This window comes from Pseudomonas xionganensis (genome assembly GCF_009763245.1).
In the GTDB taxonomy this organism is placed as follows: domain Bacteria; phylum Pseudomonadota; class Gammaproteobacteria; order Pseudomonadales; family Pseudomonadaceae; genus Aquipseudomonas; species Aquipseudomonas xionganensis.
The window spans coordinates 364,035-386,709 of record NZ_WKJZ01000001.1 but is presented as its reverse complement, the minus strand read 5'-3'; the positions used below and the strand labels follow the sequence as shown (position 1 = coordinate 386,709).

The following is a 22,675-nucleotide window of genomic DNA, read 5'->3' as shown; positions in this document are numbered from 1 at the left end:
CCAAACAGAGGTAGGGTGCGCCGTGCGCACCAATTCCGCAGGCAGATGCCTGGTGCGCACAGCGCACCCTACGAGGCCAAGTCGCATCAGGCAGTCCTCCGCAACCAGCCGGGCAGCAGATAGCCGAGCACGCAGAGCCCCAGGCCATACAGGTTGGTGCCGAGCAGCAGGGCATACTTGCCATCGCCAATGGCCCAGCTTTGCGGAATCCAGCCCAGGGTCAGGGCCACGCCCAGGCCCAGGCCAGTCCAGAAACTCAGGTGAAAGCCCAGCCGGGTTGGCGTGGTCAGGCCGTGCAGGACAAACACCGGGGCCAGGCCGATCACCATGGTGCCGCTGATGGTGGTGGCCTTGAGGATATCGGTGCCGGCGATCATCGGCAGGTTGCCGAGCAGGGCGAACAGCACCATCACCGCCATGCCCACGCCAATGGCCTTCTGCCCGAGGTCGCGGCCGGCCAGTTTCGGCAATTCGCGCCCGGCCAGCTTGGCCAGGCTGGAGAAGGTCGAGTCCAGGGTCGAGCCGGCAGCGGAAACCATCACCACGGTCATCACCAGCAGTGCGCCGATGCCCAGGCTCTTGGCCAGGGCCGCCGGCACGTTGTCCGAGGCGGCGACGCCCACCAGCTGGGCATGCACGCCGATCAGGCTAAAGGCCAGGATGGCGATAAAGCCCAGCACCCCGGCGATCAGAAAGGAGCGGCGCATGGCCTTCTCCTCGCTGATAAAGCCGCGGTCGGTCAGCACCGGGTCATGGAAGCCATAGCTGAAGGCCTGCAGGCCGGCGACCAGGAGCAGATCGACGCCGGCATTCAGCGCCCAATTGCTGGTGCTGGCCAGCTCACGGGGTGAGTGCTGCGGCAGCACCAGGCCGAGCACCCAGACCAGGGCAATCACGAAGATCGCCGCCTGCGCCGCGTCGGTGAGGATCGAGCTGCGCAGGCCGCCGCGCAGGCTGTAGGCCAGGGTCACGGCGGTAAACAGCAGGGCGGCGGCGATAAACTCGACGCTGCCCGAGTCGCCGTAATAGCCGCCGACCACCGCGGTGTTGCTCCATACCTCGTTGAACAGGCGAATCAGAATTGCGGCGGAAAACGCCAGCGCCGCGCCCCGGCCGTAATGGCTGCTGAGAAAGCTCACCAGGCCGGTGGCCGCAAAGCGCCGGCGCAGGCGGTAGATGACGAAGCCGGTGAGCGGAATCGACAGCCAGTACATGGCATAGGCCAGGCCACCGACCAGGCCGTAGGTCGCCCCCAGATTGGCGGCGTTGGTCACCGATTTGGCGAAGATCCAGCTGATAAAGATGCTGGAGGTGATCAGCCAGGGGCTGGCGCTGCGGCCGCGGCTGTCCTCGCCATTGAAGAAACCGCCGAGGGTCACGGCGCGCGGTGCCAGGGCCAGCATCAGGGCGCCGTAGACCACGAGAAAGCCCCAGAAGAACAGCCCGGTGAGACTGGTGGGTTGCATGGATCGATCCTTAGTTAATGTTCAGGGCACTTGGGTGTGATTCAGCCGTAGGGTGCGCTGTGCGCACCAGCGCAAACTGCGGTGTATTGGTGCGCATGGCGCACCCTACTCATTCAGCGCGCCGCCACAGCTGGAGCCCTGGCCGGCGGTGCAGGCATAGCAATGGTCACGGGTGACAATGGGGTTGCCGGCAAGGCTGGCGTTCAGCAGGTCGCGCAGGTGCGGTCGGTCGCGGCCGATCACCTCGGGCAGTTGCAGTGGCAAGTCGAGCATCTGGTTGAAGTCGCAGTCGTACAGATAGCCCTGCCAGTCGACGCTGACCAGGCTGCGGCACATCAGCGGTTCGAGGTTTTCCGGCCGGTAGCTGTCGCGTAGCAGCTGCATATAGCCGTTGAACTGGCCCTTGCTGACCAGGGTGCTGCCAAAGCGCGCGATCGGCTGGTTGGTGATGCACAGCAGGTGGTTGAAGACGATACCGAAGTCCTCGGCCAGGTGGCGTTTGTAGTCGGCCTCCAGCGCCGCTTGCGGCGGCGGCAGGCTAGGCCCTTGCGGGTTGTACACCAGGTTGAGGATCAGGCCGCTGCCCGGTTGGCCGTAACCCAGGGCATTGAGCTGTTGCAGGCCCTTGATGCTGGCATCGAATACGCCGTCGCCACGCTGCTTGTCGACGTTGTCGCGCGAGTAGCAGGGCAGGGAGGCGGTGATTTCCACGCCCTGCTCGGCAAGAAACTGCGCCAGGTCCTCATAACCCGGCTCGCTGAGGATGGTCAGGTTGCAGCGATCGATCACCCGCAGGCCCTCGCGCCGTGCGTGGCTGACGATCTCGCGAAAGCGCGGGTGCATCTCCGGCGCGCCGCCGGTGAGGTCGAGGGTATGCACCGGGTGGGCGTCGATCACCTGGTGCAGCAGCGCCAGGCTCTCGTCGGTCATCGCCTCGGTGCGGGTCGGCCCGGCATTGACATGGCAATGCAGACAGCGCTGGTTGCAGCGGTAGGTCAGGTTGATCTGCAGCGCTTCCAGTTGGCCGCGGCGGATCGCCGGGAAGGCCAGTTGGTCGAGCAAGGGCAGCATGGCGTGCACGGTGGACTCCTGGACAAGGGCGGCCGGTGGCAACGTCCGGCTCTGGGTAGTGACTATAGAGACTGGTCGGGGATTTTTGTTACGCAGTCATTGAAAGGAATCATGAATACAATGCTGTACAGATCCTATACATTTAATGGATCTTGTAACAATCAAAGGTGCTTCCATGCTCGTACGCCTGACCTATGCCAGCCGCGCCAGTCACTCGGTCTCCGCCGAACTGATTCGTTCGATCCTCGAGAGTTCCCAGCGTAACAACCCGCCTCAGGGCCTGACCGGGATTCTCTGCTGCAACGCCGACTGCTTTCTGCAGGCCCTGGAAGGCCCCCGCGTCGCCGTCAATGCCCTGTACAACCGCCTGGCCGAAGACACCCGACACAAGGATCTGACCATCCTTGATTACGCCGAGATCGACCAGCGCCTCTACAGTAACTGGAGCATGGGCTGGGCCAGCGCCAAGCAGGCCAATCGCGAGCTGTTCCTCAAGTACTCGGGCAGCGATCGCTTCGACCCCTTTGCCATGAGTGCGGCGCAGATCGCCGGCCTGCTCGGCGAATTGCGCGACACGTTAGGCACCATCAAGGCACCTGTTCTCGACTAGAATTGCTGGGCGTCAATTCGCCAGCCCGCACCAGCAAGACGGGAAGCCTTGGCGCCTCGTGGTGGATTGAGGCTTCAGGATGATCCCGCTGTTCAGGTATGTACTGCTGATTCTGTTTACCGGCCTGTTTAGCGGCCAGGCGCTGGCTGCCTGGCCGCTGATGACCCTGAGCGCCGAGCAGTTGGCCTCGCCTGTCGAGGTGCCCGCCAGCCTGCTGCTGGAAGATCCCGGCGCCCAGCTCACCGCCAGTGAAGTGCTGGAGCGGATCGGCGAGCAGGGCCTGCGGGTCGAGGGCACCCCGCGCCTGGGCTACTCGGCCAGCGCCTGGTGGCTGGCCTTTGAGCTGCAGGCGCCGGCTGCCAGCAAGCTCAACCTGATTATTGCCCACCCCTTTCTCGATGATCTGGAAGTCTGGCTGTATGAGCGCGACCAGTTGGTGGCGCCTTTCTTCAGTGGCGATCACCGCCCTTTTCTGCAGCGTGGCGAACCCTATCCGCACTTTATGCTGAGCCTGCCGCGCCTGGGCGGCGGGCCCCATACCCTGCTGTTGCGGGTGCAGAGCGGCTCGGCCATCAGCCTGCCGCTGCAGCTGGTGAGTGCCGAGAGTAGCAGCCTGCTGTTGGCCCATGACTGGCTGCAGAGCGGGTTGCTGGTGGGCGCGCTGTTCAGCCTGGTGCTGCTCTATCTGATTCGTTTCAGCACCCTGCGCGAGCGGCAGCTGGTGTGGTTCTGCCTGACCCTGTTTGGCGTGGCCCTGTACAACGCCGCGGTGCACGGTCTGGTGACCTTGCTGGCGCCGCAGTGGCCCTGGCTGCCGATGCAGCTGGCCAATCTGGCCAACCCGCTGATGCTGCTGGGCAGCACCCTGTATATCGGTCATGCCCTCAAGCTGCAGCTGGGCTGGCTGGCGCCTGTGCGCAACCTGCTGTTTGTCCTGGTGCTGCTGGTCAGCGCCTGGACCATGCTCAGCCAGGGCCACTACCGTTCCTACCAGAGCCTCAATCTGCTGATCCTGCTGACCGGTGCCCTGCAGCTGGCCATGCTGTTGTTGGCGGTCAAGCAGCGCCGGCCCTATGCCCCGGGCTATCTGCTGGCCTGGAGCGCGGCGCTGCTGCTGTTGCTCTGGGTGCCCCTGGGGCGGATTGGGCTGATCCCGCCCTTGCCGGCCATCAACTATGTGCATGTCTACCTGCCGGTGATCACCCTGCTGCTGTTCAGCGGCATGCTCGACAAACAGCTGGAGCGCATTCGCCAGGCCCTGCTGGATAGCCAGGCCGAGGCGATCGGCAACCTGCAGCAGTATCAGGCGCTGTTCAATAGCAGCAGCGAGGGGATTTTCCGCTGCGACCCGAGCGGCCGGCTCTTGGAAGCCAACCCCAGTTTCTGCCGCCTGCTGGGCGTTTCGGCGCTGCCCGAGGGGCTGTTTATCGAGCATTTGCTGGGTGACGCGCAGTGGACGCGGCAGCGCAGCGCATTACAGCGTGAGCAGTCGGCCATCAGCCAGGAATGCCAGTTGCGCGGCTGTGATGGGCGCTTGCGCTGGGTGTATCTGTCATTGCATCCCCAGGGTGATTGCATCGAGGGGATTGTGGTGGACCTCAGCGAGCGCCATGCCCTGGAGGAACGTCTGCACTACCTGGCCGCCCACGATTCGCTGACCGGCCTGCTGAGCCGTCGCGAGCTGGAGCGCTTGCTGCAGGCCAGCTTGGAGCCGTCCGCCGAGGCGCGCTTCAGCCATCTGCTGTGCCTGGATCTGGATCAGTTCAAGCAGGTCAACGACCTCTGCGGGCATGCCGCCGGCGACCAGTTGCTGCGCCAGCTGTCCAGCCACCTGCAGCATCAGCTGCCGGCCGATGCCGCGCTGGCGCGGCTGGGCGGTGACGAGTTCGCCGTACTGTTGCGTGACGCCGATGATATGGCGGCGCAGGCCCAGGCCGAGCAGTTGCGCCAGTGCGTCGAGCAGTTTGTCTTTACCTGGGCCGGGCGGCCCTTCCGCCTGCAGGTGAGCATCGGCCTGCTGCAGCTGAATGCGGACATCAGCGACTGGCAGACCGCCCTGAGCTGGGCCGATAGCGCCAGCCAGCAGGCCAAGCACCAGGGGCGCAACCGAGTGCAGCAGTTCAATCCGGCCGATGGCGCACTGCTGGAGCATCAGCGCCAGCTGCAGTGGCTGACCCGTCTGCGCGAGGCGATCGACCAGGGCCATTTCGAGCTGTTCTACCAGCCGGTGGTGGCCCTGCAGGAAGCCGCTGCTGGATTGCGCTATGAGGTGCTGCTGCGCTATCGCGATCCGCGCAGCGGCGAGTGGATCAGCCCCGCGCAGTTCCTCGGTGCCGCCGAGCGCTATGGCCTGCTAGGGGCCATCGACCGCTGGGTGTTGCTGCACCTGCTGCAGTGGCTGGCGGACAACCCGCGGCACCTGTCACAACTGGCCCAGGTCAATATCAACCTGACCGCCAGTGCCCTGCTCAGTGGCGACTTCCATCAGTTGCTGAGCAGCGAGCTGCAGCGCCTGGGCATCCCGGCGCACAAGCTGTGCATCGAGGTCACCGAGATGGTGGCGCTGGGCGAGCTGGGGGTGTCGGCACAGTGGATCGAGCAGCTGCGCAGCCAGGGTTTGAAGGTGGCCCTGGACGACTTTGGCAGCGGTTTCGCCTCCTACGCCTACCTGCGCCATCTGCCCCTGGATATCCTCAAGATCGACGGCAGCTTTATCCAGGGTATTGAGCATGACCCGATCAATCAGGCCATGGTCGGCTCCATGCAGCAGATTGCCCGGCAGTTGGGCCTGCGCACCGTGGCCGAGTTTGTCGAGAGTGAGGCGGATCTGGCCTGTGTGCGTCGCCTGGGCATCGACTATGCCCAGGGCTATTGCATCGAGCGGCCGCAACCGCTCAGCCAGCTGGCGGATCCGGTACTGACGGCGGAGCAATTAAGCCTGGCTCTGGACCCCACGGCGGGGCGCTGAACCTGAAGGCGCTCAGGCCGCTGCCAGGGGCAGGCGCGCCAGCAGCTTCGGATCCAGCCTGAGCAGGCGCGCGCAGCGGGCTTCCAGCAATTCGCCGGGCAGCTGATGGCTGCCCAAGGTCAGGGCCTGGCTGACCAGGTTAAGCACCAGGGCTTCACGGCTGAATACCCCGCTGCCCAGGTTGTAGAACGCCGCGATCAGTTCACGCAGGCCGATGGGCAGGCGCCAGCGGATGCGCAGGGCCGAGCCGAAGCCGGCGGCGCGGCGCTGCAGCTGCTGCTCGATCTCGTCCTCGCCCAATGGCTCACCCGCATCCAGCCAGTCCTGCAGGCTGCGCAGCAGGGCCAGCTCGCCGATGTTGTGCAGCAGGCCGGCGGTAAAGCACAGCTCGGCATCCAGTTGCAGCTCGCTGGCCAGCCAGTGGGCCAGGTCGGCACACTGCTGAGCCCGGGCATAGGTGCTGGCGGCGCGCTCGGCCAGGTGCGGGTCGCGCAGCTGGGCGTTGCGCTGAATGGCCATGCCCAGTACCAGATTCAGGGTATGGGCCACACCCAGGCGCGGCAGGGCCTGGCGCAGGGTCTGGCAGGGCGCGCCCTGCTGCAGGGCGGCACTGTTGGCGGCGGCGATCAGGCGGGCGGTGATCTGTGGCTCGCGGCTGAACATCTGCTCCAGCTGGCGCAGGTCATAGTCCTCGCCGTTCAAACAGCGGCTGACCGCCTCGCGCACCTCGCCCAGCAGCGGCGCGCCCTGACCCTCTTCGCGCACGGCATCGAGATACTGCTCCAGGTTGGCGGCCAGAGGCGCCTGGGTCACGGGCTGGGCCGCAGGGTCGTGCGAGCCGAGCAGGGCATGCAGGCGCTGGCGCAGCTTTTCCGCATTGAAGGGTTTGGCCAGATAGGCGCTGGGCGCCAGCGGCCGCGCGGCGCGTACGCTGGCAGCATCCAGGCGCCCGCTGATCAGAATAAACGGCAGCTGCGTCGTCCCATCCAGCTGGCGCAACTGGCGCAGTAGCTGCAGGCCGTCCAGCCCGGGTAGCTCGCCATCGGCGATCACCAGCTGGGGCCGGCGCTTGCGGTAATGGCTCAGGGCCGCCTGGCCATCCTCGACTCGGGTGATCTGGGCGTCGGGGCGTATATCGCGCACCAGTTGAATCAGGAGATCGACCGTCCAGGCCTCTGCTTCTGCAATCAGCACATCCGGTGCCTTGACCAGGGAAACCATGTAAACCTCGGGGTAGGTGATGGCGAAATAATGGCGACGCCATGTTGACGCTGCGCAGTCTACCCATCGATATGGGTTAAACCAGCGCTGCCCGACGAAATGCTGAACACTTTGTCAGCTTTCTCGCCACGCAGTTTGAACTGTCCGACAATCCCCGTCCTTGACGTGGAGCAAGGGCACAAGAGCACTGCAATTGTCGGACAGAAAAGCGCAGTAAATGGGTTTCGCCAGGCAAAAAAAGACCCGCCAACGCGGGTCTCAAGCAAAACGCCCCGCCTGGTGAGCCGCGGGCATTTCGTTCGGCGCATAGGCGCCAATCATATGCAGAGTGGATGGCGCTTTATCCATCCACCGTTACAGCCATCTGGTGGATGAAAAGAGCGTCATCCACCCTACGGGTCGGGGCTTAGGCCAGTTCGTCGAAACACTCGGCAATGATGGCCAGGCCCTGGTCCAACTGGGCGTCCGGCGCGGTCAGCGGCACCAGGATGCGCAGCACGTTGCCGTAGGTACCGCAGGACAGCAGGATCAGGCCCTTGTCGCGGGCCTTGGCGACGATCTGGCCGGTCAGGGCGGCGTTGGGCTTGTGCAGGTCGCCGTTCTCGAACAGCTCCACCGCGATCATGGCGCCCAGGGCGCGCACATCACCGATGGCCTTGTGCTTGGCCTGGATGGCTTTCAGGCCAGTGACCAAGCGCTCGCCGACCGCCTTGCAGCGGTCCAGCAGTTTCTCTTCCTCGAACACTTCCATCACCGCCAGAGCCGCGGCGCAGGCGATCGGGCTGCCGGCATAGGTGCCGCCCAGGCCACCCGGGGCGATGGCGTCCATATACTCGGCCTTGCCGCATACGCCAGCCACCGGGAAGCCGCCGGCGATGGACTTGGCGAAGGTGGTCAGGTCGGCGGCCACACCCATCTGCTCCATGGCGAAGAAGGTGCCGGTACGGCCGGCGCCGGTCTGTACTTCGTCGGCGATCAGCAGGATGCCGTGCTGGTCGCACAGGGCGCGCAGGCGCTGCATGAAGGCTTTAGGCGCGACATAGAAGCCACCCTCGCCCTGTACCGGCTCGATGATGATCGCGGCGATATCGCGGGGCTCGGCGTCGTTCTTGAACACGCGCTCGATGCTGGCCATGGCGTCATCGACGCTGACGCCGTGCAGTTCACAGGGGTACTGGGCGCGGTACACGCCGCCGGGCATCAGGCCCATACCGGCGGAATAGGGATTGACCTTGCCGGTCAGGCTCAGGGTCATCATGGTGCGGCCGTGGTAGCCGCCGGTGAAGGCGATCACCCCGGCGCGGCCGGTGGCGGCGCGGGCGATCTTCACCGCGTTTTCCACCGCTTCCGAGCCGGTGGTAACCAGCAGGGTCTTCTTGGCAAAGTCACCCGGTACGCGTGCCGCCACCTTCTCGGCCAGTTCCACATAGGGCTCGTAGGCCAGCACCTGGAAGCAGGTGTGGGTCAGCTTGCCCAGCTGCTCCTGCACGGCAGCGATGATCTTCGGGTGCAGGTGGCCTGTGTTGAGCACGGCGATGCCGCCGGCAAAGTCGATAAATTCGCGGCCTTCGACGTCGGTGACGGTGGCATTCTCAGCCTTGTCGGCAAAGATCGGGTGGATCTGGCCGACGCCGCGGGGTACGGCGGCGTTGCGGCGTTGCATCAGGGATTCGTTGGTCTTGCTCATGCTGTCCTCGTCGGGAGTGCAGGTTGTTCAGGTGGTGGAAGACGCTGCGCGTTCTTCCACCCTACGGATTTAGGCCAGGCTTAGATTCCGAGGCACAGGTACTTAATTTCCAGGTAATCCTCGATGCCGTACTTGGAGCCTTCGCGGCCCAGGCCCGAGGCCTTCACACCGCCAAACGGCGCGACTTCATTGGAGATCAGCCCGGTGTTGACCCCGACCATGCCGTATTCCAGGGCCTCGGCCACGCGGAATACACGGCCCAGGTCGCGGGCGTAGAAGTAGGAGGCCAGGCCGAACTCGGTGTCGTTGGACATGGCGATCACGTCGGCCTCGTCCTTGAAGCGGAACAGCGGCGCCAGCGGGCCGAAGGTTTCTTCCTTGGCCACGGCGGCGCTGTTCGGCACGTCCACCAGAATGGTCGGCTCGAAGAAGCTGCCGCCCAGGGCGTGCGGCTTGCCGCCGGCCATGACGCGGGCGCCCTTGCTCACGGCGTCCTCGATATGCTCCTGGACCTTGGCCATGGCCTTCTCGTCGATCAGCGGGCCGGTGGTGGTGCCTTCGTCCAGACCGTTGCCGATCTTCAGCTTGGCCACGGCAGCAGCGAGCTTCTCGGCGAAGGCGTCATAGATGCCGTCCTGCACATACAGGCGGTTGGCGCAGACGCAGGTCTGGCCGTTGTTGCGGTACTTGGAGATCAGCGCGCCTTCCACTGCCTTGTCCAGGTCGGCGTCGTCGAAGACGATAAAGGGCGCGTTGCCGCCCAGCTCCAGGGACACCTTCTTGATGTCCTTGGCGCACTCGGCCATCAGCTGGCGACCGATTTCGGTGGAGCCGGTGAAGGAGAGCTTGCGCACGATGGGGTTGCTGGTCAGCTCGCCGCCGACTTCGCCGGCGCTACCGGTGACCACGCTGAGCACGCCATTGGGGATGCCGGCACGCTCGGCCAGGACCATCAGGGCCAGGGCGGAGAAGGGGGTCTGCGAGGCGGGCTTGATCACCATGGTGCAACCGGCGGCCAGGGCCGGGCCGGCCTTGCGGGTGATCATGGCGCTGGGGAAGTTCCACGGGGTGATGGCCGCGGTCACGCCAATGGGCTGCTTGATCACGATCAGGCGCTTGTCCGGCTGGTGGCCGGGGATCACATCGCCATAGACACGCTTGGCTTCTTCGGCGAACCACTCGATAAAGGAGGCGGCGTAGGCGATCTCGCCCTTGGCTTCGGCCAGCGGCTTGCCCTGCTCCATGGTCATCAGGCGACCCAGATCGTCCTGGTGCTCCATCATCAGCTCATACCAGCGACGCAGCTTGGCCGCGCGCTCCTTGGCAGTCAGCGCACGCCAGGCCGGCAGGGCGCGCTCGGCGGCCTCGATGGCACGGCGGGTTTCCGCGCTGCCCATCTTGGGCACGGTACCGATGATCTCGCCGGTGGCCGGGTTGTTGACCTTGATGGTCTGGCCGTTGTCGGCATCGAGCCAGACGCCGTCGATATAGGCCTGCTGACGCAGCAGCTGGGTGTCTTTCAGTTGCATGATGGTCTCCTCGAATCCGACACCCAGGCGTCGGGGGGTTAACAGTCACGGCGCTGGCAAGCAGTGGCCTGACTCTGCTATTAATGCAGTCCTGCGCATACTCTCGGGTCGGTCAGTGGCAGATCCTGGGAGTGGCGCAAGAGCGTTTGAAATCTCAAACGAATCCTAGGGTCAACCCGGGCAAAGGGCAATAGCCTGTTCGAAAAAATTAACGCATTTGCCTGCCATGTATCGCTTCCCGGCCCATTTCAGCGGCTTTTAACCTTCGTGCAGAATTGCGAACAAGGCGCCGCCATGGACGCCTGCCGGTGACATGGGTATGATGCGCACCGCAACGCACTCGTAGCTCAGCTGGATAGAGTACTGCCCTCCGAAGGCAGGGGTCGTGGGTTCGAATCCCGCCGAGTGCGCCAGTTTCAAGACAAAAGCCCTGGGCAGTGATGCCCGGGGCTTTTGCGTATTGGGGCTATTCGGCGTCAGGCTGGCGGCGGAAGAACAGGGTGACCTGACCCAGCTCGACGCCCAGTTTGCTCATGCTGGCGCGGTTGATCAGGGTGTCGCGATCCATCAGGAACATCCAGTCGTCGAAGCTGACCACATAGGTGCTGCCATCGACCGGCAGCCTGAGCTGGTAGCGCCAGTGCAGGGCATTACCCGCCACCTCGCCGCGGGCCTCACCCACCACGTCGTCTGCCGTGCCCGTCCAACGCTTTTCGCCATCGGGGGTCAGGGTCCAGACCCGGCGTTCGGTGCTGCCATCACTGTAGGCAAAGCGCTCGTCGAGGATCAGCTGCTCGCCCTGGCGATGGCTGCGGATGTCGACGTGAAAGCGTTTGATCACCTCGCCGGAGCGGTTCTGGAACATGCCCCAGGCCTCTACCGGGACGGCAAAGAACTCATACAGATCAAGGGTTGGCTGCTCTCGGGCGTAATCTTCGATCGACACACTGCTGCAGCTGCTGAGCAATACGCAGCAGAGAATCAGAAGCCAGTTTTTCATTGCGCACCTTCGGATATACCGGGTTGAAAGACAGTCCGCTGCTGCACGTGCACTGCAAGAGCAGACCCTTCGGTAATCCTATACAAGATTGTCGCTTTGTATATGATTTGTACATTGTTCTGCTCGGCTTATGTTTCTGCCGAGGTTCGACCCTGCTGTTTTCCTGCGCCCTGGCTATAGCACTCCGGCTGCGCGCAGTGCCGCGATCTGCTCCGCGTCCAGCCCGAGATGCCGGCTCAGCACCTGCTCGGTATGTTCACCCAGCAGCGGCGGGGCGTTACGGTACTCCACCGGGGTTTCTGACAGGCGCAGCGGGCTGGCCACCTGGGGGGTGCTGCTGCCCAGGCCGTTGGGCAGGTCGATGCGCAGGCCGCGGGCCTGGACCTGGGGGTCATTGAACACCTGGGCCAGGTCGTTGATCGGTCCGCAGGGTACGCCGGCCGCCTCCAGCTGGGCGATCCATTCGGCGGTGGTCTTGAACACCGTGGCCTGGCGCAGCAGGGGGATCAGCTCGGCGCGGTGTTCGACCCGCGCCTTGTTGCTGGTAAAACGCGGGTCATCGGCCAAGGCCGCACAGCCTGCAACCTCGCACAGCTTGCGGAACTGTCCGTCGTTGCCCACGGCGATGATGAAGTCGCCATCGGCCGAGGGGAAATCCTGGTAGGGTACGATATTGGGGTGGGCATTGCCCAGGCGCTTGGGCGCGACTCCTGTGGTCAGGTAGTTCATGGCCTGGTTGGCCAGGCAGGCGATCTGCACGTCGAGCAGGGCCACGTCGATATATTGGCCAATACCGGACTGCTCGCGCTGGTTCAGCGCGGCCAGCACGCCGACCGTGGCATACAGGCCGGTGAGGATATCGGTGAGGGCGACGCCGACCTTCATGGGGCCGGCGCCCTCCTCGCCTTCCGGGCGCCCGGTGAGGCTCATCAGCCCGCCCAGGCCCTGGATCATAAAGTCATAGCCTGCCCGCTTGGCGTAGGGCCCGTTCTGCCCGAAGCCGGTGATGGAGCAGTAGATCAGCCGTGGGTTGATGGCTTTCAGCGATTCGTAGTCGAGGCCGTAGGCAGCCAGGCCGCCGACCTTGAAGTTCTCCAGCAGCACGTCGCAGTTCTTCACCAGCTCGCGCACCAGGCGCTGGCCTTCGGCCTGGGTGAAGTCCAGGGTCACGGACTGCTTGTTGCGGTTGGCGCTCTGGAAGTAGGCCGCTTCGCGCGAATCCTGGCCGTCGGCGTCCTTCACATAGGGCGGGCCCCAGTGACGGGTGTCGTCGCCCGTGCCCGGGCGCTCCACCTTGATCACCTCGGCACCGAGGTCGCCAAGAATCTGCCCGGCCCAGGGCCCAGCGAGTACGCGGGACAGGTCGAGTACGCGGATATGCGAGAGGGCGCCGGGCATAAGAACCTCACGAACAGGTTCCCTCTTCCGCTTGCGGGAGAGGGTTAGGGAGAGGGTGCGTGATCGCATTCAGCCGCAGCCCTCTCCCCCGGCCCCTCTCCCATAAATGGGCGAGGGGAGAAAGCGTGCGGCGCAGGGCAGGCGTTAGAAGAACGCCTGCAGGCCGGTCTGCGCGCGGCCGAGGATCAGCGCGTGGACGTCGTGGGTGCCTTCATAGGTGTTGACCACTTCCAGGTTGACCAGGTGACGGGCCACGCCGAATTCGTCGCTGATGCCATTGCCGCCGAGCATGTCGCGGGCCAGGCGGGCGATGTCCAGGGCCTTGCCACAGCTGTTGCGCTTCATGATCGAGGTGATTTCCACCGCGGCGGTGCCTTCGTCCTTCATCCGACCCAGGCGCAGGCAGCCCTGCAGGGCCAGGGTGATTTCGGTCTGCATGTCGGCCAGTTTCTTCTGTACCAGCTGGGTCTGCGCCAGGGGGCGACCGAACTGCTTGCGGTCCAGGGTGTACTGGCGGGCGGTGTGCCAGCAGAACTCGGCGGCGCCGATGGCGCCCCAGCTGATGCCGTAGCGGGCGGAGTTCAGGCAGGTGAAGGGGCCGCGCAGGCCGCGCACCTCGGGGAAGGCGTTCTCTTCGGGGCAGAACACGTTGTCCATGACGATTTCCCCGGTGATCGAGGCGCGCAGGCCGACCTTGCCGTGGATGGCCGGGGCGCTCAGACCTTCCCAGCCCTTCTCCAGGACGAAGCCGCGGATCTCGCCGGCATCATCCTTGGCCCAGACCACGAACACATCGGCGATCGGGCTGTTGGTGATCCACATCTTGGCGCCGGTCAGGCGGTAGCCGCCGTCGACCTTCTTGGCCCGGGTGATCATGCTGCCCGGGTCGGAGCCGTGGTTCGGCTCGGTCAGGCCGAAGCAGCCGATATATTCGCCGCTGGCAAGCTTGGGCAGGTACTTCTGCTTGGTGGCTTCATTGCCGAATTCGAAGATCGGCACCATCACCAGCGACGACTGCACGCTCATCATCGAGCGGTAGCCGGAGTCGACACGCTCCACCTCACGGGCGATCAGGCCGTAGCACACGTTGTTCAGGCCGCTGCCGCCGTAGGCTTCGGGGATGGTGGCGCCGAGCAGGCCGGTTTCGCCCATTTCACGGAAGATCGCCGGGTCGGTCTGTTCATGGCGGAAGGCTTCCAGCACGCGCGGGGCCAGCTTGTCGGCGGCGAACTGGGCGGCGCTGTCGCGCACCATGCGCTCTTCTTCGGTCAGTTGCTGGTCGAGCAGCAGCGGGTCGATCCAGTTGAAGCTTGCCTTGGCCATGGTGAAAACCTCGAATGCAGTCAGTTAGGGGCTGTGCGGGGCGGCAAAGGGCCGCGGGCACGGTGCAGTGAGATTGAGCCTAGGCCCTGGATGGCGCCCAGGCAAACGAGGATTTTGCATGCTATTGTGCGTTTTGATCACTCCGAAACCGGTCATTTGCCCTTTTTCTGCACTCTATAGTGAGGCACCTGCATAGATGCGTCGCAAGATCCCCAGCACCGCGGCCCTGGTCGCCTTCGAGTCGGCGGCCCGGCACCAGAGCTTTACCAAGGCCGCCGAGGAGCTGAGCCTGACCCAGAGTGCCATCTGCAGGCAGATCGCCGGGCTGGAGGAGTTCCTCAATGTCGAGCTGTTCCGCCGCTCACGACGCGGGGTCAAGCTGACCGAGGCCGGGCTGTCCTATGCCCGGCGGGTGGCGGCGCAGCTGGATGCGGTGGAGCGCGACACCCTGGCGGTGATGGGGCAGCAGGGCGTGCAGAACCTGGAGCTGGCGGTGGTGCCGACCTTCGGTACCCAGTGGTTGCTGCCGCGGCTGAAGGACTTCCAGCGCCTGCACCCGGAGGTCACGGTCAACCTGACCAACCGCACCCGGCCCTTTCTGTTCGCCGACACCGAGTTCGATGCCGCGGTGTACTTCGGCGATGGCGACTGGTCCGGTACCCGCTCCCATCTGTTGATGCGCGAGAATCCCGTGCCCGTCTGCAGCCCGGCGCTGCTCGGGGGTGCCAGCGAGCTCAGCGCCGAGCAGATCGCCGCCCTGCCGTTGCTGCAGCAGAGCACCCGGCCCTATGCCTGGCGCCAGTGGTTCAACGCCCAGGGCTTGAGCATCGCCCGGGATATGAGTGGGCCGCGTTACGAGTTGTTCTCCATGCTGGCCCAGGCGGCCATGCATGAAATGGGCATTGCCCTGATTCCCCCCTTTCTGATCCGCCGCGAGCTGGAGGAAGGCCGCCTGGTTCTGGCCTCGCGCTACAACCAGCCCAGTGACAAGGCCTATTACCTGATCATTCCCGAGCGCAAGCTGGAATCGGCCGCCCTGCTGGCCCTGCGTGACTGGCTGGTGGCCGAGGCGGGCGCCTATGCACGGGATCAGGGTTTGAAATAGCCAACAGCGGCGCTGCCCTGGGCGGCAGGGGGGCGATTGGCTCTGCATCCGGTGGCGCGGCTCTGAAATGCGCCTCCCGGCGCTATTTTTGACCCCGTAGTCAGCATTGTGCCAAGCTACTTTCCCGGTACGGTTCTGAAACCCCTGGCTGTTGAATTTATTGCACGCTCACGCGGGTCAAGCGGCCGAATTCAGAGGCTTGGCTATGCTTGTCAGACAAGCCCGATCCTTCTAATGGCGCTGCATTTGCGCTGGCAATGGAAAACCCCGGTCAAGATGGACTGATTTGCCCTGAAAGGCTTGCGCTATATGGCCTGGACGCTTTTAGGTGAATGGTCAGTCGAAAAGTGTCTTGTAGTTGCTGCCAGGTTTTACTCCATAACGCCTTGAAGGCTTGGAACTTCCTCTGCAAAATGCCGCGCCCCGGTGTCTTGCGCCGGATTTGTGCTGATCCTCCCTATGCCCGCGTGCCATCCGCAGTGCGCCGGTTCACCAAAAAGATCACGCAGGAGAATTGAAGTGCACATCGGTGTTCCTCTCGAAACTCATGCCGGCGAAACGCGGGTGGCCGCGACGCCGGAAACCGTCAAGAAACTGATCGGCCAAGGCCATCAGGTCACGGTGCAAAGTGGTGCCGGCGTCAGCGCCAGCATCCCGGACAGTGCCTATGCAGCCGTGGGGGCGGTCATTGGCAATGATGCAGCGGCCTTTGGCGCCGATCTGGTGTTGAAAGTGCTGGCGCCTTCCGAGGTCGAGCTGGCCCACATGCGTGCAGGCAGCGTGCTGGTGGGGATGCTCAACCCCTTCTGCAACGACACCATCGCCCGTCTCAATGCCCGTGGTATCACCGCCTTCGCCCTGGAGGCCGCGCCGCGCACCTCCCGCGCGCAGAGCCTGGACGTGCTGAGCTCCCAGGCCAATATCGCCGGCTACAAGGCGGTGATGCTGGCGGCCAACCACTACCCGCGCTTTATGCCCATGCTGATGACCGCCGCCGGTACCGTGAAGGCTGCCCGCGTGCTGATCCTCGGCGCCGGTGTCGCCGGCCTGCAGGCCATCGCCACGGCCAAGCGCCTGGGTGCGGTGATCGAAGCCTCCGACGTGCGCCCGGCGGTGAAGGAGCAGATCGAGTCCCTCGGCGCCAAGTTCGTCGACGTACCCTTCGAGACCGATGAGGAACGCGAATGCGCCCAGGGCGTGGGTGGCTATGCCCGGCCGATGCCGGCGTCGTGGATGGAGCGCCAGGCCAAGGCGGTGCATGAGCGCGCCAAGCAGGCCGATATTGTCATTACGACTGCCCTCATTCCGGGTCGTAAGGCACCGACACTTCTCCATGAGAGCACAGTGGCTGAAATGAAGCCCGGTTCGGTGGTCATCGACCTGGCCGCGGCCCAGGGCGGCAACTGCCCGCTGACGGTCGCCGAGCAGGTGGTGGTCAAGCACGGCGTGACCATCGTCGGCCACAGCAACCTGGCGGCTTTGGTGCCGGCGGACGCTTCGGCCCTGTATGCGCGCAACCTGCTGGACTTCCTCAAGCTGGTCATCGACGGCGAAGGCAAGTTCCACCTCAATCTCGAAGACGACATCGTCGCGGCCTGCCTGATGTGCAATGCCGGCGAAGTCGTGCGCAAGAACGGCTAAGGGGAGCACTACCGATGGATATGATTTCCGACGGCATCTACAACCTGATCATCTTCGTGCTGGCCATCTATGTGGGTTACCACGTTGTGTGGAACGTCACCCCGGCCCTGCACACCCCGCTGATGGCGGTGACCAACGCCATCTCCGCCATTGTTATCGTCGGCGCCATGCTGGCCGCCGCCCTGACCGTGACCCCCCTGGGCAAGGCCATGGGCACCCTGGCCGTGGCATTGGCCGCGGTCAACGTGTTCGGTGGCTTCCTGGTCACCCGGCGCATGCTGGAAATGTTCAAGAAGAAAGCGCCGAAAGCGGCTGTGGAGAAGCACTGACCATGAGCATGAATCTGATCACTGTTCTCTACCTCGTCGCCTCGGTGTGCTTTATCCAGGCGCTCAAGGGCCTGTCGCACCCGACTACTTCGCGTCGCGGCAACCTGTTCGGCATGATCGGCATGGGCATTGCCGTGCTGACCACCGTTGGCCTGGTCTACAAGCTGGGTGCCGAGATTGCCACCACGGGCATCGGCTATGTGCTGGTGGGTCTGCTGGTGGGCGGCACTGTTGGCACCATCATGGCCAAGCGCGTGGAAATGACCAAGATGCCCGAGCTGGTGGCTTTCATGCACAGCATGATCGGCCTGGCGGCGGTGTTTATTGCCATTGCCGCTGTGGTTGAGCCGCAATCGCTCGGTATCGTGGCCAGCATGGCCGACCCGATCCCGGCCGGTAACCGTCTGGAGCTGTTCCTCGGCGCGGCCATCGGCGCCATCACCTTCTCCGGTTCGGTGATCGCCTTCGGCAAGCTGTCGGGCAAGTACAAGTTCCGCCTGTTCCAGGGCGCACCGGTACAGTTCAAGGGCCAGCACTGGGTCAACCTGGCCATCGGCCTGGCGATTCTCGGCCTGGGCCTGGCCTACACCTTTACCGGTGACGTGACCGCCTTCGCCATTCTGCTGGCCCTGGCCTTCGTGATTGGCGTGCTGATCATCATTCCGATCGGCGGCGCCGATATGCCGGTGGTGGTGTCGATGCTCAACAGCTACTCGGGCTGGGCGGCGGCCGGTATCGGCTTCTCGCTGAACAACTCGATGCTGATCATTGCCGGTTCCCTGGTGGGTTCCTCGGGCGCGATCCTCTCCTACATCATGTGCAAGGCGATGAACCGCTCGTTCTTCAACGTGATCCTCGGTGGCTTTGGCGGCGATGCTGAAGCGGCTGGCCCGGCCGGTGCTCAGGAAGCCCGCCCGGTGAAGTCCGGCTCCAGCGACGACGCCGCCTTCCTGCTGACCAACGCCGACACCGTGATCATCGTCCCGGGTTACGGCCTGGCGGTGGCCCGTGCCCAGCACGCGCTGATGGAGCTGGCCGAGAAGCTGACCCACCGTGGCGTGACCGTGAAGTATGCGATCCACCCGGTTGCCGGCCGCATGCCGGGCCATATGAACGTGCTGCTGGCCGAGGCTGAAGTGCCTTACGAGCAGGTGTTCGAGATGGAAGACATCAACTCCGAGTTCGGCCAGGCCGACGTGGTGCTGGTGCTCGGCGCCAACGACGTGGTCAACCCGGCGGCGAAGAACGATCCGAAGTCGCCGATCGCCGGTATGCCGATCCTGGAGGCCTACAAGGCCAAGACCGTGATCGTCAACAAGCGCTCCATGGCCAGCGGCTATGCCGGTCTAGACAACGAGCTGTTCTATATGGACAAGACCATGATGGTCTTCGGCGACGCGAAGAAGGTCATCGAGGATATGGTCAAGGCGGTGGAATAACGCCTGCCTGTCCAGTCTGACCCCAGAATGCCGCTCACCTGCCCGGTGAGCGGCATTTTTTATGGGCGCTCATCAGGCGGCGCTTCTGTCCGCCACTTGCTGTCCATTTGGTCAGGAAAAGTACTTGTTCCAGGGCTTAAGCTGAAAAACAGGTCAGCTGTCACATAAGTGCAATCTGCAACTGTACCTATATAAAGTCACTGCATTTAGTGCTAGTAGCCAGTGAATTTATCTGCTCATTCAATATGGTCAGGTCAAAGCACTTATGGCCAATACAGCTGAGGTAAAAACCGGCAAAACAGTTACAAAGCAAACTATCTATTTGTGCTGCAATTTCATTCAGCTGTGGCTACAGCGCAATGGGGGCAACGGCAATAATTTACCCATCGCAACACACCACTGACCCGCCACAAGCGGAAGGATGACCACCATGGAACGTACCCTCAGTTCCGACCTGTTTTTCGATCACAGCCACGCCTCTGCCGGCGCCCTGCCGCTGCGTATTCTCGCGACCCTCAGCCTGTGGCAGCGCCGCATCGTCAGCCGCCGCCAACTGGCGCGCCTGGACGCCCGCCTGCTGGCCGATGCCGGTATCAGCGAAGTGCAGCGCCAGGCCGAACTGCGCAAGCCCTTCTGGCGCTGATCAGCCCCGGACACCGATTTCTGCTCCTCCCAAGTTGGGACTTTTGAAAGCTCCACGTGCCAGTCGCGTCGGGGCTTTCTTTTTATCTGCGGTCAGCCGTTCTTCGACCTGTCACCCCTGCAGGGCCGCAACAGTCCGGGGATTCATAAGCAGTACAGTTTCCGGTTGATCCTGACTGAGCCATAACAATTGTGCCGCGCTGTCTCTGCCCAGTTGCCGACCTAGCCTGCACCATAAGCTGCCACCTCCCTTTCAGGTCAGGAGAGCAGCATGGAACGTACGCTCAAGCAGGCAGAGTGCCCACCCTTCCCCGCCCGTGCTTCGCTATGGCTGCGCGGTATTGCCCGTTTACTCGACTGGCGCCGCAACTGGCGTACGCGCCGGCAACTGGCCAGCCTGGACGCCCGCCTGTTAGCCGATGCCGGAATCACCGAGGCGCAGCGCCAAGCCGAGCTGGCCAAGCCGTTCTGGCGCTGACGGCAACCATGGGACACCTGGGCTGTCTACACTGACAGGCGTATGCCATTGCCCTTGTGTGGAGTACAACATGAAAAGATTAGTGTTCTGCGTCCCTTTGACCCTACTGCTGGCCACATCCGCCTCCGCCACCAGCTTTGTCGTCACCACCGACTCCCTGGTGGCGGGGATGATGTCCAGCAGCGAAAGCACTTCGGATATTTCCTCGTCCTTTGGCGATGACAAGATCGTCCTCGCCGCCCGCGATGATGCCGCCAGTTTTGTCGCCAGTGCCGGTGCCATTCGCGGGGTGCATCTGCAGGCGGCCCTGCAGCATATCCGCCAGCAACTGCCGCGCCTGCAGGCAGATGATCTGCAGCTGGCCGAGGCCATTCTCAGTCTCTGAATATGCCGCTGTTGAGGCGTGCGGAACTGTAGCCAAGGGTTATCATCCAAGGCTGCAGTTTGCATGCACACGAGGAGTAGCCCATGCGTAATTCCCTGATCGGCCTGACCTTGGCCGTAAGCCTGTTCAGCGGCGTCAGCCAGGCGCAAAGCGTGGTGGCTACCAGCAATATTCTGGTGCGCGCCCTGGATCGCAGCCTTAATTTCACCTCCGATACCACCACCTCGATTCGCGATATGAAGGTCGTGATCCAGGCCCGAGATGATGCCGCCAGCTTTGTCGCCAGCGCCGGGCAGATTCGCGGCGCGCAGCTGGAAGCGGCCCTGCACCTGCTGCGCAGTGAACTGACAGAAGCCCGTGAGGCTTCAGACCTGCAACTGGCCGAAGCCATTCTGGCGCTGTGAGGCCTGCAGCCGCCTGGCTGTATTTCGCGCTCTGGGTATGCAGCTGTAGTCAGGCGTCTCTGCGCCTTGAGCTGGAGCATGCCGGGTTAACCGCCACCGAGCGCCAGGCCAGCCAGCAATTGCTGGACGAGGCCCTGGCCAGCCTGCCGCCCAGCTTTATCCAGCGCCTGGATCGCCAGGTGCGGGTCAGTTGGCAGGCCGGCATGCGCCACGATGCTTATGGACGCACCGCCGGTCTTGACCGCATCGAGCTCAATGCCGGCTTGCTGGCGAGCCTGGAGCAGGGCGCGGCGCAACCCAGCGGTCGGCCCCACGGCAGTGTGCGCCGCGAGCTCTTGGCCACTGTGGTGCATGAACTGACTCACCTGTATGACCGCGCACGACTCTGGCCCAAGACCGAGCGCCAACTGCTGCAACACTGCCGCCAGCGGATGCACAACCTCGGGCCCGTCGGTTTGCCGGACAAGTGCCGCGGCCAGCATGCCCGACGTTTTACCCTCAGCGATGACCCCCGCCTGCTGGACCTGGCCGGCTGGCCGCAGCAGGTCGGCCGCCGCGGCCAGCGTGAGCGGGACAACGCCCAGGTGGCGCGCAGTCCGGATCGTTACGAGCTGAGCAGCCCGCTGGAGTTTGTCGCGGTGAATATGGAGTACTTTCTCCTCGACCCCAGCTATGCCTGCCGCCGCCCGTCCCTGGCCCGCTATTTTCGTGAGCACTTCGCCTGGGCGCCGGCGCAGCAGGAGCCCTGTGACGAAGGCCTGGCCTACCTGAATGCCGGTCGCGACTTTGCCCGTCAGCCCCTGGGGCGGCTCGACCCCGAGCGGGTCTATGCCATCGACTACCTGCTGGCCGAAGCCAACGAGGCCTGGGCCAGCCGCTGGGGCCACAGCATGTTGCGCCTGGTGATCTGCAAACCGGGACGGCCACGGGGGCCGGATTGTCGCCTGGATCTCGACCAGCATCTGGTCTTGTCCTACCGCGCCTTTGTCGGCGATGTGCAGCTGTCCAGCTGGGACGGCCTGACCGGCGCCTACCCGTCGCGGCTGTTCGTCCTGCCGCTGGAACAGGTGATCGAGGAATACACCAAGGTCGAGCTGCGCAGCCTGACTTCCGTCCCCTTGCAGCTGCCCCGCACGCAGCTGGAACACCTGGTCACCCGCGCTATGGAGCAGCACTGGAGTTACGACGGCGACTACTACTTTATCTCCAACAATTGCGCGGTGGAGACCCTCAAGTTGTTGCGCAGCGGCAGCGCCCACCCGCGCCTGCAGGCGCTGGACAGCATCCTGCCCAATGGTCTGCTGCAGCTGCTGGCCACGCGCGAACTGGCCGACCTGTCCGTGCTGGATGACGACGCGGAGGCCCTGCGCCTGGGCTATCGCTTTGACTCCTTCCGCGAGCGTTACCAGGCCATGTTCAGCGTGCTGCGCGAACGCCTGCCCATTGCCCAGCACAACGTCGAGGACTGGCTGGATCAGGCCGCCGCCGTCCGCCGCCCGTGGATCGCCCAGGCCGATCTGCGCAGCAGCGCCGCCCTGTTGCTGCTGGAACAGGCCGCCCTGCGCCGCCAGCTGCTGCTGGCCCAGGACGAACTTAAGCGCCGTTACCTGAGCGCACGCACGGCGGGTGATCCGAGCCTGAGCCGGGCCGGCGTGGCCCTGGAGCAGATCCTGGCCAACAGCGGCTTTCTCAGCCGCCCTGGGGAGTTACTCGATGGGGGTTACGGTCTGCCCCAGCCCGGTGAATGGCGCAGCCTGGAACGTGCCAGTGGAGAGCGGCAACAGCAGCTGCGCCGGCTTAGCGACGAACTCGATCAGGAAGTGCGCGAACTGCTGCAACCGGCGCGCCTGGTCGAACTGGATGCCGTCGAAGCCAATCTGCAGCAGCTGGGCGCGCATCTACGGACGTTGCACAAGGCCGCAGGCGGCGTGCAGTTACCCTAGGTTCTATAGGAAAAGTGCCTGCGCTCGACGACTTCT

Annotated in this window: 19 protein-coding genes and 1 tRNA gene; 12 read left to right on the top strand and 8 right to left on the bottom strand. The window is 64.2% G+C overall.

What is annotated here, in order from left to right; translation table 11 throughout:
- Positions 1-86 precede the first annotated feature (86 nt).
- Together GJV18_RS01740 and arsS are read right to left on the bottom strand one after the other, a co-directional pair.
- A complete protein-coding gene (locus GJV18_RS01740; protein WP_160343003.1) occupies positions 87-1,466 on the bottom strand; it encodes an SLC5/6 family protein in 1,380 nt (459 codons plus the stop codon).
- 105 nt (positions 1,467-1,571) lie between these two features.
- Positions 1,572-2,537 (bottom strand): arsenosugar biosynthesis radical SAM (seleno)protein ArsS, encoded by a 966-nt coding sequence (gene arsS / locus GJV18_RS01735; RefSeq protein WP_218572010.1) that lies wholly within the window; start codon positions 2,535-2,537, stop codon positions 1,572-1,574.
- A 175-nt stretch (positions 2,538-2,712) separates the two neighbouring features.
- Here arsS and GJV18_RS01730 point away from each other — a divergent pair, with 175 nt between their 5' ends.
- Together GJV18_RS01730 and GJV18_RS01725 are read left to right on the top strand one after the other, a co-directional pair.
- Positions 2,713-3,147, top strand: coding sequence for a BLUF domain-containing protein (locus tag GJV18_RS01730; RefSeq protein WP_160343001.1), 435 nt, complete (start codon positions 2,713-2,715; stop codon positions 3,145-3,147).
- 79 nt (positions 3,148-3,226) lie between these two features.
- Positions 3,227-6,115, top strand: a complete 2,889-nt coding sequence (locus GJV18_RS01725; protein ID WP_160343000.1) for an EAL domain-containing protein — start codon at positions 3,227-3,229, stop codon at positions 6,113-6,115.
- Between the two features lie 12 nt (positions 6,116-6,127).
- Here the strand turns inward: GJV18_RS01725 and GJV18_RS01720 are convergent, their stop codons facing one another.
- The 3 genes from GJV18_RS01720 to gabD all read right to left on the bottom strand — a co-directional run bounded on the left by GJV18_RS01720 (position 6,128) and on the right by gabD (position 10,552).
- A complete protein-coding gene (locus GJV18_RS01720) occupies positions 6,128-7,336 on the bottom strand; it encodes an HDOD domain-containing protein (protein WP_160342999.1) in 1,209 nt (402 codons plus the stop codon).
- Between the two features lie 406 nt (positions 7,337-7,742).
- Positions 7,743-9,023, bottom strand: a complete 1,281-nt coding sequence (gene gabT, locus GJV18_RS01715) for a 4-aminobutyrate--2-oxoglutarate transaminase (protein ID WP_160342998.1) — start codon at positions 9,021-9,023, stop codon at positions 7,743-7,745.
- A gap of 80 nt (positions 9,024-9,103) precedes the next feature.
- Complete coding sequence (gene gabD / locus GJV18_RS01710; protein ID WP_160342997.1) at positions 9,104-10,552, bottom strand: NADP-dependent succinate-semialdehyde dehydrogenase; 1,449 nt, start codon at positions 10,550-10,552, stop codon at positions 9,104-9,106.
- Between the two features lie 336 nt (positions 10,553-10,888).
- Here gabD and GJV18_RS01705 point away from each other — a divergent pair.
- Positions 10,889-10,965: transfer RNA gene (locus tag GJV18_RS01705), tRNA-Arg, on the top strand.
- Positions 10,966-11,018: 53 nt separating this feature from the next.
- On the opposite strand, the gene GJV18_RS01700 is transcribed toward GJV18_RS01705, so the two are convergent.
- The 3 genes from GJV18_RS01700 to GJV18_RS01690 all read right to left on the bottom strand — a co-directional run bounded on the left by GJV18_RS01700 (position 11,019) and on the right by GJV18_RS01690 (position 14,273).
- On the bottom strand, positions 11,019-11,552 hold the full coding sequence (locus GJV18_RS01700) for a DUF3833 domain-containing protein (RefSeq protein WP_160342996.1): 534 nt from the start codon (positions 11,550-11,552) through the stop codon (positions 11,019-11,021).
- Between the two features lie 174 nt (positions 11,553-11,726).
- The gene (locus tag GJV18_RS01695; RefSeq protein ID WP_160342995.1) at positions 11,727-12,950 is read right to left on the bottom strand and encodes a CaiB/BaiF CoA transferase family protein; all 1,224 of its coding nucleotides are present in this window, start codon (positions 12,948-12,950) and stop codon (positions 11,727-11,729) included.
- Between the two features lie 144 nt (positions 12,951-13,094).
- The gene (locus GJV18_RS01690; RefSeq protein ID WP_160342994.1) at positions 13,095-14,273 is read right to left on the bottom strand and encodes an acyl-CoA dehydrogenase; all 1,179 of its coding nucleotides are present in this window, start codon (positions 14,271-14,273) and stop codon (positions 13,095-13,097) included.
- Positions 14,274-14,469: 196 nt separating this feature from the next.
- Between GJV18_RS01690 and GJV18_RS01685 the strand changes: the two genes are divergently transcribed.
- From GJV18_RS01685 to GJV18_RS01645, 9 genes are all read left to right on the top strand, one after another.
- Positions 14,470-15,378, top strand: a complete 909-nt coding sequence (locus GJV18_RS01685) for a LysR substrate-binding domain-containing protein (RefSeq protein ID WP_160342993.1) — start codon at positions 14,470-14,472, stop codon at positions 15,376-15,378.
- Between the two features lie 519 nt (positions 15,379-15,897).
- Positions 15,898-17,019: a Re/Si-specific NAD(P)(+) transhydrogenase subunit alpha gene (locus GJV18_RS01680; RefSeq protein ID WP_160342992.1), complete on the top strand. Its 1,122-nt coding sequence runs from the start codon at positions 15,898-15,900 to the stop codon at positions 17,017-17,019.
- Positions 17,020-17,033: 14 nt separating this feature from the next.
- The gene (locus tag GJV18_RS01675) at positions 17,034-17,348 is read left to right on the top strand and encodes an NAD(P) transhydrogenase subunit alpha (protein ID WP_160342991.1); all 315 of its coding nucleotides are present in this window, start codon (positions 17,034-17,036) and stop codon (positions 17,346-17,348) included.
- Positions 17,349-17,350: 2 nt separating this feature from the next.
- Positions 17,351-18,787, top strand: coding sequence for an NAD(P)(+) transhydrogenase (Re/Si-specific) subunit beta (locus GJV18_RS01670; RefSeq protein WP_160342990.1), 1,437 nt, complete (start codon positions 17,351-17,353; stop codon positions 18,785-18,787).
- 430 nt (positions 18,788-19,217) lie between these two features.
- On the top strand, positions 19,218-19,430 hold the full coding sequence (locus GJV18_RS01665) for a DUF1127 domain-containing protein (protein ID WP_160342989.1): 213 nt from the start codon (positions 19,218-19,220) through the stop codon (positions 19,428-19,430).
- Between the two features lie 270 nt (positions 19,431-19,700).
- Complete coding sequence (locus GJV18_RS01660) at positions 19,701-19,907, top strand: DUF1127 domain-containing protein (RefSeq protein WP_160342988.1); 207 nt, start codon at positions 19,701-19,703, stop codon at positions 19,905-19,907.
- 70 nt (positions 19,908-19,977) lie between these two features.
- Entirely contained in the window at positions 19,978-20,292 is a 315-nt protein-coding gene (locus GJV18_RS01655) for a DUF2388 domain-containing protein (protein WP_160342987.1), read from the top strand.
- A gap of 83 nt (positions 20,293-20,375) precedes the next feature.
- Positions 20,376-20,696 (top strand): DUF2388 domain-containing protein, encoded by a 321-nt coding sequence (locus GJV18_RS01650; protein ID WP_160342986.1) that lies wholly within the window; start codon positions 20,376-20,378, stop codon positions 20,694-20,696.
- Positions 20,693-22,639: a DUF7844 domain-containing protein gene (locus GJV18_RS01645; RefSeq protein WP_160342985.1), complete on the top strand. Its 1,947-nt coding sequence runs from the start codon at positions 20,693-20,695 to the stop codon at positions 22,637-22,639. Before GJV18_RS01650 ends, GJV18_RS01645 begins: the two co-directional genes overlap by 4 nt.
- Positions 22,640-22,675: the final 36 nt, after the last annotated feature.